We start from the raw sequence: 11883 nt of genomic DNA on the forward strand, positions 1-11883 counted from the left end.
GATAAAATCGCGCTTTTGTCGTGTCGAGATTGTTCATGGCCTACCCTCATTTCCGCCCTCTGCGCGTGGCCTTGTCCACGCTCGCGCTGTCCTGCGCCATGCTGACTGTATCGGCCAGCGCCGCCCCTGAACGCCAGCAAGTCATCGTCGACATGGATATCGGCGACGACATCGATGATTCGTTCGCGCTGGCGCTGCTGCTGCAAAGCCCGGAAATCGAGATCGTCGGCATCACCACCGCCTGGGGCGACACCGCACTACGCGCCAGCATGGTCGAGCGCATGCTGCGCGAGACGGGCCATAGCGGCATCCCGATCGCTACCGGCATCGCCACCACCGGCAATCCCCAGCCATTTACGCAAGCGCGGTATGCGCAGCGCGGGCAGCCGGTGCCAACCCTGCCGGCAGTCGATTTCCTGCTCGAGCACATCAGGCGCCAGCCCGGCAAGATCACCTTGCTCGCACTGGGGCCGCTGACCAACGTGGGGGCAGCCATCGAACGCGATGCCGCCACCTTCGGCAAGTTGAAACAGGTGGTGATGATGGGCGGCTCGGTGCGCAGCGGTTACCGCAAGTCGCAGTACGTGCCGGCGCGCCCGGCCGACAAGGAGTACAACATCGCGTCCGAGGTCAAAGGCGCGCAGCGGCTGTTTACATCCGGCGTGCCAATCGTGATGATGCCGGTCGATTCCACCCAGATCCGCCTCGACGAAGTCGAACGCAACGCCTTGCTCGGCCATGGTTCGCCCGTGACCGACGCGCTGGCGCTGATGTACCACCAGTGGATCAACGCCTACCAGCCCTGGTCCAGCAACATGCCATCGTTGTTCGACGTGGTGCCGGTGGCGTGGCTGCTCGACTCCAGTGTATGCAATACCACCCCGCTGCGCATTGCGGTCACCGATGACGGCTACACGCGCGAGGTCGCCGGCAAGCCGAATGCCGCCGTCTGCCTGGCATCGAACCAGTCGCGCTTCTTCGATATCTTCATGGGGCGCCTGCTGGCGGACCAGCCATGAGCAGCCGCCTGGTCTACTCCACCGAAGCCGGCCGCCTGTGTCCCGACTGCGGCAAACCGTTGGCCGCCTGCGTCTGCAAGGCAGCGGCCAGGTCCAAGCCGCAAGGCGACGGCAATGTCAAGGTTGCGCGCGAATCGAAGGGACGCGGCGGCAAGACCGTCACGCTGGTGCGCGGTTTGGCGCTCGATGCCGTGGCGCTGGCAGCGCTGGGCAAGCAACTGCGCAGCGCCTGCGGCTCGGGCGGCACCGTCAAGGATGGCGTAATCGAAATCCAGGGCGATCATTGCGACCTGGTGATAGAAAATTTGAAAAAACTCGGGCATAACCCGAAACGCACGGGCGGCTAGACGAAACTGGGTTCCCGCGTTCGCGGGAATGACGGATCTTCGGATGGTGGCACCGCGTCCCGCGTTCATCATGGCGGAAAGCTGATTCGTCATCCCGCATCGGCGGACCGCCGCGCAGACGGGGATCCAAGTGCTAAGATTTTGCCGCAGCCTCGCGCAACTTGTCCTTCTTGCTCTTGCGCTTGCCCTTGATGCCGCCATTGACGGTATCGGTCGCTGCGCTCACCGGCGGCGCCGTCTCCACTGCCTCGAACCCGGCCACCGTTTCCAGCGGCAGGCGGATGTCCTGGCGTTTTTCGATCAGGTGGAAATGCTGCTCGGTCTCCGCGCTGACAAAGCTGATCGCCACGCCGCTCTCGCCGGCGCGCCCGGTGCGGCCGATGCGGTGGGTGTAGTCCACGGCCGATCGCGGCAAATCGTAGTTGACCACGGCCGGCAAACGGGCGATATCGATGCCGCGCGCGGCCACGTCCGTGGCTACCAGCACCTGCAGGCGGCCGGCCTTGAAGTCGCCCAGCACCTCGGTGCGCGCACCCTGGCTGAATTCTCCGTGGAAGGCGCCGGCCTTGATGCCGTTGCGATTGAGCTTGTCGGCCACGTGTTCGGCCGCGTACTTGGTGGCCACGAACACCAGCACCCGGTCCCACTGGTATTGCAAAATCAGGTAGCGCAGCAGCATGGTACGACGCGGCACATCGACCAGGATGGCGCGCTGGGCGATATCCGGTTTCGTCGCCGGCTCGGCCAGCACTTCGACCCGCGTGGGCAGGTGCAGCATGGCGTCGGCCAGCGTTTGCACCGCCGGCGGGAAGGTCGCGGAAAAGAACAGGTTCTGGCGCTGCCTGGGCAGCAGTTCCAGGATGCGCGCCAGTTCGTCGGCAAAGCCCAGGTCCAGCAGGCGGTCGGCTTCGTCGAGCACCAGCATTGCCACGCGCGAAATTTTCAGGGCGTTATGGTCGATCAGGTCGAGCAGGCGTCCCGGCGTGGCCACCACGATGTCGGCGCCGCCGCGCAGCGCCATCATCTGCGGATTGATCGACACGCCGCCGAACACGATAGCCACCTTGACCGGCATGGTCAACTGCGCGACCAGCTTGCGCACCGATTCGCCCACCTGTGCCGCCAGCTCGCGCGTGGGCACCAGGATCAGGCCGTGCAGCTGGCGCGGACCATCGCGGTTGTCGAGCAGCGATTGCAGCAGCGGCAGCACGAAAGCGGCGGTCTTGCCCGAGCCGGTTTGGGCCGCACCCAGTACGTCCTCGCCGCGCAGGATGGCAGGAATCGCCTCACGCTGGATGGCGGTGGGTTCCTGGTACCCGATGGCGGCGACAGCGTTGACGAGCGAGGGAGCGAGGCCCAGCGAAGAAAATGACATGTTGGCCTGAGAGTGTAGGTAAGTTGGCCGACAGTATACGCCATGCGCCGCTCCTGCCCTACGCGGGCTTGCGCACCGGCCACCACTGCACCACGCCCCACGCCAGTTCCGGCACGATGAACAGCCATAACAGCGGCTCGCCGGTGGCGTTCAGCGCCCACATCATCCAGGTGCCAAACAACATGCGCGCCGCGCCGTCGTAGCGGCCGAACCGCTGCTGCGGGTCGGCGATGCGCAGCACCGACCACACCAGCACCACGCTGCCCAGCAGGCAGGCGAACAAGACGTGGAATGGCGCGAACGCCGGCAGCGCGGCGCCGCCCAGCGCCTGATTGATGGCACTGAGCTGGCTGTGGGCCAGTGCAAACGTCCACGGCGTGGCAAACGGCGCTGTCACCAAGAGGTCGTACACGCCGCTGGCGCGCACGATGCGGCGGAAGGTCAAAGCTGAAAACTGCATAGCGTCTCCTGTTGTCGAACGAGAACGCATGCTAAAGCCTGGAGTACACTCCAGGGTCAAGCAAAAACAGGATGCACCATGCAAATTGGAGAAATGGCCGACGCCACCGGCCTCTCGCGCGATACCTTGCGGTTTTACGAGAAGCGCGGCCTGCTGCGCGCCCGGCGCAGCGCCAATGGCTACCGCGACTATCCGCCCGAGGCGGTCGATTGGCTGCGCTACATCCGCCTGGCGCAGTCGCTCGGTTTTACGCTGGTGGAAATCGAGGCCGACCTGCCGCTGCTGGCCAACCCCGATGCATCCGGCGAGCAGCTGCGCAGCGCGCTGGCGCGCAAGCTCCAGGACATCGACCGCCGCATCGACGGCTTGCAGGCGCTGCGCGGCGAACTGGCGCGGCGCCTGGGGCCGGATATGGAAGAATGCCCGTTGAGGCCTAGCCTGCCGGATTGATCGCCTTGCAGTTTTCGTCAGGGTAGACCGGTTCGAACTGGAGCTGCAGGCCGCCGACTACCAGTGCTTTCAGGTTCGGCTCGACCAGCGTATAGCGGCCGGCGCGCAGCGCGTCGAGCATCGGCCGGCAGCCGATGTCGAGGCGTGCCGCCAGCAGCCATTGTCCGTCCGGCTGCTCCACGTATAGATAGCCGCCGCCGTAGCTCTGGTTGACCAACAGGATGTCGCGCTTGCCGTCGCCGTTCGCGTCGAGCAGCAGCGCGGTGCATTGCTGTACATCGTTCGTCAGGCAGTGGGGCAACATCTGGCCGGGCGCCTCTTTCCATTCCTGCGCGATAAAGCTCGCCGGCAGGACCTCGCTTGCCGGCACCACCGTGATATTTGCCGCGATGGTGGTTGCTGTCGCCTTGCCGCCGTTCGGATTCCAGCGCTCCGTCTGTTTCAGTGCTGCCGCCGCCCGCTCGCTCACCACTTTGGCATCGGCGCCCACGCCCTGCTGCGCCAGCCGTTGCAAAGCTTGCTGGCCATAGCGCTGGCCTTCGAAACGCAGGTAGCGGTAGTCGAACTTGTCGGCCTTGACCAGCCCTCGCTCCAGGCGCAAAACCTGGTTGGCCACCGCAATGCGGGCCGGATCGGCGATCGGGGTGAATAGCGCCAGCAGCACTGCCAGCACCAGGAACGCCGCGCCGACATTGACCGGCGCGATCTCGACCAGCCAGGTTTCGTAGCGGTGCGCGGCCCACTGGTAGCCGATCGCGTAGCAGGACGCCACCAGCAGGCAGGCGGCAGCGACCACGCGGTCGGCCGTCCAGCCATATTCGTGTACCCGCACCCCCAGCGCATAGATCGCGATGCCGGTCAACGGCAGCAGCAGGATGGCGGCCATGCGGGCGGCAATGCGGATCGCCAGGCTGGCGGCGGTCTGACCATTCTGGAAGGCGCAATTGATCAGCATGACCAGCACGGCGACGGTGGTAAGCAGCAGCGACGTCGCAAAGCGCGTCTTCCACAGGCCATCGAGGCCGGTGAACGGCAACGTACACAGGAAGCCGCCGATGATCACCACGGCCACCGGCAATATCCAGGACGCCAGCACCAGCAGCAGCGAGCGGATACCACGCACGATGGACGGGCGCACATCGGTGATGTGCAGCGCGCACGAGAAGGCAAAGCAGATCACCGGCGCCACGAACCACGACTTGCCCAACAGGCGCTTGAGGAAATCGAGCTTGACCATGTCGAACAGACCGGCGCCCATCCAGAGCACCGACCACAGGGCGCCCACGAAGAAAGCGGAGAACAGCAGTTGCACCGCCAGCTTCCATGCGACTTCGAAGTAGCTGCCATAGCTGGCGATGCGCTTGCCGTCGGTGGTGGCGGCCATGACCAGCGCATGGGCGATGTACAGGAACACGCTCGAGAAAACGATCAGCAGCATCGAGGGCACGCGCTGCGACGGCCGTCCCATGAAGTCGTAGTTGAGGTGCGCCGCCCCCGCGTTGCGCCACGCCTCGTGCAGTGCCAGCACTACCAGTGCCGCACCGGCGGCCGTTGTCCACAGCGCCACGCTGCGGGACGTCATGTGACCGAGACTGGAAATGAACACAACCGGCAGCAGCAGTACGAGCATGAATAGCGGCATGAACAGGAACGGCTGGGTGGCAGGCCACATATTGATGACCGCTGCGCGGTACAACAAGTACAGCAGCACGCCCTGCACCAGCCCTGTGGCCAGGCGTAGCAGCATCATACGGCGGCTGACTTCCGCGCCGAGCACTTCATCGTATTGTTCTACCTGCATGGCGATCCCTGCTCCCTTGATGCTTTGATATCGGCGTAGTATCGCATGGAGCACTGCGGGCGTACCACGCCCGGACGGAGGCGCTATAATGTTCGGTCCACGCTGCTTTTTTCCCAACATCGTCAACAACGTTAGCATCCCCGTGAATCCACATCTCGACCAGCTGCAACCGTACCCGTTTGAAAAACTGCGCCAGCTGTTCGCGCAGGTGACCGCCAATGCCCAGTTCAAGGCGATCAGCCTCGGCATGGGAGAACCCAAGCATCCGACGCCGCCGTTCATCGCCCAGGCGCTGATCGACAATGTCGCAGGCCTGGCCATCTACCCCACCACCATCGGCACCGAAGCGCTGCGCGGCGCGATTGCCGGCTGGCTCGAGCGCCGCTACGGCCTGCCCGCGATCAACCCGGCCACCCAGGTGCTGCCGGTGAACGGCTCGCGCGAGGCGCTGTTCGCGTTCGCGCAAACCGTGATCGACCCGGCCGCCAAATCGCTGGTGGTGTGCCCCAACCCGTTTTACCAGATCTACGAAGGCGCGGCCTACCTGGCCGGCGCCGAGCCGTATTTCGTCAACTCCGACCCGGCGCGCAATTTCGGCTGCGACTACGACAGCATTCCCGCCTCGGTGTGGGAGCGCGTATCGCTGCTGTTCCTGTGCTCTCCGGGTAACCCTACCGGCGCCGTGCTCACGCTCACCGACTGGGAAAACCTGTTCGCGCTGTCGGAGCGCTACAACTTCGTCATCGCTGCCGACGAGTGCTACTCCGAGATTTACCACGGTGCAGAAGCGCCCCTCGGCGCGCTGCAGGCAGCCCACATCCTGGGCCTGTCGTCGGTCGAGAAGCCGTATGCGCGGCTGGTGGTGTTTTCCAGCCTGTCCAAGCGGTCCAACGTGCCCGGCATGCGCTCTGGCTTCGTGGCCGGCGACGCCGACGTCCTGAAAAAATTCCTGTTGTACCGCACCTACCACGGCAGCGCCATGAGCTCCGTCGTGCAGGCTGCGTCCATCGCGGCCTGGAACGACGAAACCCATGTCGAAGACAACCGCGAACAATACCGCGCCAAGTTCAACGCCATCACGCCGCTGCTGCAAGAGGTGCTGGACGTGGAACTGCCCGACGCCGGCTTCTACCTGTGGGCCGATGTCACCCGTACCGGCCTGTCGGACACCGAGTTCGCCCAGCGCCTGTATGCCGAATATAATGTCACGGTCCTGCCGGGCAGCTACCTGGCGCGCGACGCGCACGGCGTCAATCCGGGCCGCAACCGCATCCGCATGGCGCTCGTGGCGGAAACGTCCGAAGGCCTGGAAGCTGCGCAGCGCATCGTCCAATTCTGCAAAACCCTCGTTAAATAAAGATAGACCATCATGACCCAACAACTCCAGCAAATCATCGACCAGGCATGGGAAGACCGCGCCAACATCAACCCGGCCAACGGCGCCGCCGAACTGCGTGACGCCGTCTCGCACGTGATCGCCGGCCTGGACGCGGGCACCATCCGGGTGGCCGAAAAAACCACCGGCGACTGGGTAGTGAACCAGTGGGTCAAGAAGGCCGTGCTGCTGTCGTTCCGCCTCGAGAACAACGTGGCCATGCCGTCGGACGGCACCATGCAGTTCTACGACAAGGTCCCAACCAAGTTCGCCAACTACACCGAAGCCGATTTCGCCAAGGGCGGTTTCCGCGTGGTGCCGCCGGCCGTTGCCCGCCGCGGTTCGTTCATCGCCAAGAACGTGGTGCTGATGCCTTCGTACGTCAACATCGGCGCTTACGTCGATGAAGGCGCGATGGTCGATACCTGGGCCACCGTCGGTTCGTGCGCGCAGATCGGCAAGAACGTCCACCTGTCGGGTGGCGTGGGCATCGGCGGCGTGCTGGAACCTATGCAGGCCAATCCGACCATCATCGAAGACAACTGCTTCATCGGCGCCCGTTCGGAAATCGTCGAAGGCGTGATCGTCGAAGAAAACTCGGTGATCTCGATGGGCGTGTACATCGGCCAGTCGACCAAGATCTACGACCGCGCTACCGGCGAAGTCACCTACGGCCGCGTACCTTCGGGTTCGGTGGTGGTATCGGGCAGCCTGCCATCGGAAGACGGCAAATACTCGCTGTACTGCGCCGTGATCGTCAAGCGCGTGGATGCCAAAACCCGCGCCAAGACCGGCATCAACGAACTGCTGCGCGGTATCTAAGAAGTCATCACTTCGGGAGAATCGCGATGGCCATGGAACGCCTGTTCCAGCTGATGCAGGAAAAGCATGCGTCGGATATGTTCTTCGCCGCGAACTCTCCCGTGCATTTCAAGATCGGCGGCAAGCTGCTGCCGGTCAACCAGCAATTGCTGACGCCCGAGAACATCGAGGCGCTGCTGGCACAAGTCGCCTCCCCGGCGCAAATGGCCGAACTGGCCACCACCAACGAACTCAATATGGGCATCTCGCTGACCGGCGTGGGGCGCTTCCGGCTCTCCGCTTTCCGCCAGCGCGGCAGTGTGTCCGCCGTATTCCGCTATGTGCCCGGCAACATCCCCGCCCTGCAGGATCTGAAGATGCCGCCCGTGCTGGCAGACCTGATCATGGCCAAGCGCGGACTGCTGCTGGTGGTCGGCTCCACCGGTTCCGGCAAATCGACCACCATCGCGGCAATGCTCGACCACCGCAACGCTAATTCGGCGGGCCACATCCTCACGCTCGAAGACCCGATCGAGTTCCTGTTTACGAACAAGCAGTCGATCGTCAACCAGCGCGAGATCGGCAGCGACGCCACCAGCTTTGCCACCGCCCTGCGCAACTCGATGCGCCAGGCGCCGGACTGCATCCTGATCGGCGAAATACGCGACAAGGAAGCCATGGCTGCAGCCATCGCGTACGCGCAGTCGGGCCACCTGGTGGTGGCCACGCTGCACGCCAATAACAGCTACAACGCGCTCAATCGCATCATCGGTTTTTATCCGATCGAAAGCCGCATGGCGCTGATGCAGGATCTGTCGTCGGCGGTCAAGGCGATCGTCTCGCAGCGGCTGGTGCCCGCCCTGTCCGGCGGCGCCCGCGCGGCAGCCGTGGAAGTGATGGTCAATTCGCGCGCCGTGGCCGAGTTGATCGATACCGGCCGCATCGGCGAGATCAAGGACGCGATGGACAACAGCATGTCACCGGGCTCGCAATCGTTCGAGCAGGCCCTGGTGAAACTGGTGCGCGACGGCGCGATCAGTGCCGACGAGGCACTGGCCAATGCCGATTCGGCCACCAACCTGCTCTGGCAACTGAATAACGCCAAAGAGCAACCCGCTGCCGATGCCGCCAGCGGCAATGCCGCAGCATCGGCTTCCTTCACCGGCTTCACCCTGAACACCTGAGGACACCATGACACAATCGATCTACGATATTCCCCTGCGCCGCATCAACGGCGAGGATGTCACCCTTGGCGCGTATCGCGGCAAGGTACTCCTGCTGGTCAACGTCGCCTCGGCCTGCGGCCTGACGCCGCAATACGAGGGACTGGAAAAACTGTACGAAGACAAGCAGGCCGACGGCCTGGTGGTGGCGGGTTTCCCGGCCAACGAATTCGGCGCCCAGGAACCGGGCAGCAACGAAGAAATCGCCGAATTTTGCACCAGCAAATTCGCCATCAAATTCCCGATGTTCGAAAAGATCGTGGTCAAGGGCCCGGGCCTGCACCCGCTGTACCAGCGCCTGATCGAAGAACAGCCGCAAGCCCAGGAAAAGCCGGACAGCGACTTCCGCGCCAAGCTGGCCGGCTACGGTATCAAGCAGGATAACCCGACCGACGTGCTGTGGAACTTCGAGAAATTCCTGGTCAGCAAAGAAGGCAAAGTCGTCGGCCGCTTCGCGCCCGACACCACCGCCGACGACGCGCTGCTCAAGGATGCGATCGAGCGCGAACTGCGCGCCTGAGCGATCCTGCCCCCCATACCTGGGCGCCAGCTACAGCATGGTATCCTGTCGCCCTTTCGTTTTACCTGCTTGCGACCACACATGACCACCACCCTCTACGGCATCCCCAATTGCGACACCGTCAAAAAGGCGCGCACCTGGCTGGCCGACCAGCAGCACGAGTTTACGTTCCACGACTTCAAGAAACAGGGCCTCGCGCGCGAGACCGTGGCCGGCTGGCTCACGCAGCTGTCGCGCGATGTGCTGGTGAATAAAAAAGGCACGACGTGGCGCGCGCTGTCCGATGAACGCAAGGCGGCCATCGTCGATGACGAAGCGGCGATCGCCCTGATGCTGGAAAATCCGTCGATCATCAAGCGCCCGGTGCTGGACAAGGATGGCGCCTACAGCGTCGGCTTCAGCGACGCGCAATACCAACAAATTTTCAATACCTGACATGACACCTTCGAAAACCCTGGCGCTGACCGAAAAGCTGATTTCCCTGTCCTCCGTCACCCCCGACGACAAGGGCTGCCAGCAGCACCTGATCGACCTGCTCACCCCGCTGGGCTTCGTGTGCGAGACCATCATCTCCAACGACGTGACCAACCTGTGGGCGCGTCGTGGCACGACCGCGCCGGTGCTGGTATTCGCCGGTCACACCGACGTGGTGCCCACTGGTCCGGTCGATAAATGGCAGTCGCTGCCCTTCAACCCCACCCACCGCGACGGCAAGCTGTATGGCCGGGGCGCGGCCGACATGAAGACGTCGATCGCCGCGTTCGTGGTGGCGGTCGAGGAATTCGTCGCCGAACACGCCGACCACCAGGGTTCGATCGCGTTTTTGATCACCAGCGACGAGGAAGGCCCGGCCACCGACGGCACCGTCATCGTCTGCAACCTGCTCAAGGAGCGCGGCGAAACCATCGACTACTGCATCGTGGGCGAACCGACTTCGGATGAAACGCTGGGCGACATCATCAAGAATGGCCGCCGTGGCTCACTGTCGGGCAAACTGACGATCAAGGGTGTGCAGGGCCACATCGCCTACCCGCAACTGGCGCGCAACCCGATCCACCTGGCCGCGCCCGCGCTGGCCGAACTGGTGGCCGAGGTGTGGGACGAGGGTAACGAGTACTACCTGCCCACGTCGTGGCAAATGTCGAACATCAACGCCGGCACGGGCGCCAACAACGTGATTCCGGGCGAGATGATCATCGACTTCAACTTCCGCTTTTCCACCGCCAGCACGCACGAAGAACTCAAGCGCCGCGTGCATGCGATCCTCGATAAACACGGGCTGCACTACGAACTGAAATGGGCGCTGAGCGGCCTGCCGTTCCTCACCCCGCGCGGCACGCTGAGCGATGCATTGTCAAAGGCGATCAAGTCGGAAACCGGCGTGGACACCGAACTCTCGACCACCGGCGGCACCTCGGACGGGCGCTTTATCGCCCAGATCTGCCCCCAGGTGATAGAATTCGGCCCTCCCAACGCCAGCATCCACAAGATCGACGAGCATATCGAGCTGCGTTTCGTCGATCCGCTCAAGAATATTTACCGCCGCACGCTGGAAAACCTGCTGGCCTGACGCAGTGCGCCGGGCGTTTGCCCGGCACTTTACCGAACGAGATAGCCATGAACACCACGCCTTTCACCACGCCGCGCGACCTGCTGCGCTACGCCGTCACCCGTTTCAATACGGCCAAGCTGTTCTTCGGCCACGGCAGCGTAGAAGCTTTCGACGAAGCCGCTTACCTGATCCTGCACACGCTCAAGCTGCCGCTCGATCGCCTCGAGCCCTTCCTCGATGCGAAACTGCTGCCGGAAGAAGTGGCGTCGGTGCTGGCCGTGATCGCGCGCCGCACGGACGAACGCGTGCCCGCCGCCTACATCACCAACGAGGCGTGGCTCGGCACCTACAGCTTCTATGTCGATGAGCGCACCATCGTGCCGCGCTCGTTCATCGCCGAGCTGATACCCGAATACTTCGCGCCGTGGGTCAACTCGCCCGACAATATCGAAAACATCCTGGAACTGTGCACGGGCTCCGGCTGCCTGGCGATCATGATGGCCGACGCCTTCCCGGACGCGCAAGTCGATGCCGTGGATATCTCGGCCGACGCACTGGAAGTGGCAAAGAAAAACGTCGCCACCTACGAGCTGCAAGACCGCCTGACCCTGATCGAGTCGGACCTGTACGCCAACGTGCCGGCCAAAAAATATGACCTGATCATCACCAATCCGCCGTACGTGAACTCGTCCTCGATGAGCAAGCTGCCGATGGAATACCGCGCCGAGCCGGAACTGGCGCTCGACGGCGGCAAGGATGGCATGGACATCGTGCGCCGCATCGTCGCTGGCGCTGCCGAACGCCTGACCGACGACGGTATCCTGATCGTCGAAATCGGCAACGAAAAAGAATTCGCCGAAGCTGCCTTCGGCGAGATGGGCCTGACCTGGCTCACCACAAGCAACGGCGACGACATGGTATTCCTGCTGACCGCCGACCAGCTCAAACTGTAAAAGAACA

The 11883-nt window shown here is 63.6% G+C and carries 13 protein-coding genes; 10 read left to right on the top strand and 3 right to left on the bottom strand.

Features of this window, described 5'->3' with window-relative positions:
* Nucleotides 1-35: 35 nt before the first annotated feature.
* A complete protein-coding gene (locus F8197_RS15330; protein WP_227012263.1) occupies nt 36-1019 on the top strand; it encodes a nucleoside hydrolase in 984 nt (327 codons plus the stop codon).
* Nucleotides 1016-1366 (top strand): translation initiation factor Sui1, encoded by a 351-nt coding sequence (locus F8197_RS15335; protein ID WP_152882596.1) that lies wholly within the window; start codon nt 1016-1018, stop codon nt 1364-1366. The genes F8197_RS15330 and F8197_RS15335 overlap by 4 nt, the downstream gene beginning before the upstream one ends.
* 133 nt (nt 1367-1499) lie before the next feature.
* Here F8197_RS15335 and F8197_RS15340 read toward each other — a convergent pair whose 3' ends face one another.
* Nucleotides 1500-2741 carry a DEAD/DEAH box helicase gene (locus tag F8197_RS15340; protein ID WP_056143849.1) on the bottom strand — a complete coding sequence of 414 codons (1242 nt, stop codon included), beginning with the start codon at nt 2739-2741 and terminating at the stop codon, nt 1500-1502.
* 58 nt (nt 2742-2799) lie between these two features.
* A complete protein-coding gene (locus F8197_RS15345; protein WP_152882598.1) occupies nt 2800-3201 on the bottom strand; it encodes a hypothetical protein in 402 nt (133 codons plus the stop codon).
* A 78-nt stretch (nt 3202-3279) separates the two neighbouring features.
* Between F8197_RS15345 and F8197_RS15350 the strand changes: the two genes are divergently transcribed.
* Entirely contained in the window at nt 3280-3651 is a 372-nt protein-coding gene (locus F8197_RS15350) for a MerR family transcriptional regulator (protein WP_152882600.1), read from the top strand.
* Here the strand turns inward: F8197_RS15350 and F8197_RS15355 are convergent.
* Nucleotides 3635-5452, bottom strand: coding sequence for a DUF4153 domain-containing protein (locus tag F8197_RS15355; RefSeq protein WP_152882602.1), 1818 nt, complete (start codon nt 5450-5452; stop codon nt 3635-3637). The genes F8197_RS15350 and F8197_RS15355 overlap by 17 nt on opposite strands.
* A gap of 142 nt (nt 5453-5594) precedes the next feature.
* Between F8197_RS15355 and dapC the strand changes: the two genes are divergently transcribed.
* The 7 genes from dapC to prmB all read left to right on the top strand — a co-directional run bounded on the left by dapC (nt 5595) and on the right by prmB (nt 11876).
* Nucleotides 5595-6809 carry a succinyldiaminopimelate transaminase gene (gene dapC, locus F8197_RS15360; RefSeq protein WP_056144681.1) on the top strand — a complete coding sequence of 405 codons (1215 nt, stop codon included), beginning with the start codon at nt 5595-5597 and terminating at the stop codon, nt 6807-6809.
* 12 nt (nt 6810-6821) lie between these two features.
* On the top strand, nt 6822-7649 hold the full coding sequence (gene dapD, locus F8197_RS15365; RefSeq protein ID WP_019920257.1) for a 2,3,4,5-tetrahydropyridine-2,6-dicarboxylate N-succinyltransferase: 828 nt from the start codon (nt 6822-6824) through the stop codon (nt 7647-7649).
* 26 nt (nt 7650-7675) lie between these two features.
* A complete protein-coding gene (locus F8197_RS15370) occupies nt 7676-8812 on the top strand; it encodes a PilT/PilU family type 4a pilus ATPase (protein ID WP_152882606.1) in 1137 nt (378 codons plus the stop codon).
* Nucleotides 8813-8819: 7 nt separating this feature from the next.
* Nucleotides 8820-9371 carry a glutathione peroxidase gene (locus tag F8197_RS15375; RefSeq protein WP_152882607.1) on the top strand — a complete coding sequence of 184 codons (552 nt, stop codon included), beginning with the start codon at nt 8820-8822 and terminating at the stop codon, nt 9369-9371.
* A gap of 81 nt (nt 9372-9452) precedes the next feature.
* Nucleotides 9453-9806: an ArsC family reductase gene (locus F8197_RS15380; protein ID WP_056143839.1), complete on the top strand. Its 354-nt coding sequence runs from the start codon at nt 9453-9455 to the stop codon at nt 9804-9806.
* A 1-nt stretch (nt 9807) separates the two neighbouring features.
* On the top strand, nt 9808-10941 hold the full coding sequence (gene dapE, locus F8197_RS15385) for a succinyl-diaminopimelate desuccinylase (protein ID WP_152882608.1): 1134 nt from the start codon (nt 9808-9810) through the stop codon (nt 10939-10941).
* A 47-nt stretch (nt 10942-10988) separates the two neighbouring features.
* Nucleotides 10989-11876 carry a 50S ribosomal protein L3 N(5)-glutamine methyltransferase gene (gene prmB / locus F8197_RS15390; RefSeq protein WP_152882610.1) on the top strand — a complete coding sequence of 296 codons (888 nt, stop codon included), beginning with the start codon at nt 10989-10991 and terminating at the stop codon, nt 11874-11876.
* Nucleotides 11877-11883 lie beyond the last annotated feature (7 nt).

Source organism: Duganella sp. FT27W (assembly GCF_009295655.1).
In the GTDB taxonomy this organism is placed as follows: Bacteria; Pseudomonadota; Gammaproteobacteria; order Burkholderiales; family Burkholderiaceae_D; genus Rugamonas; species Rugamonas zoogloeoides.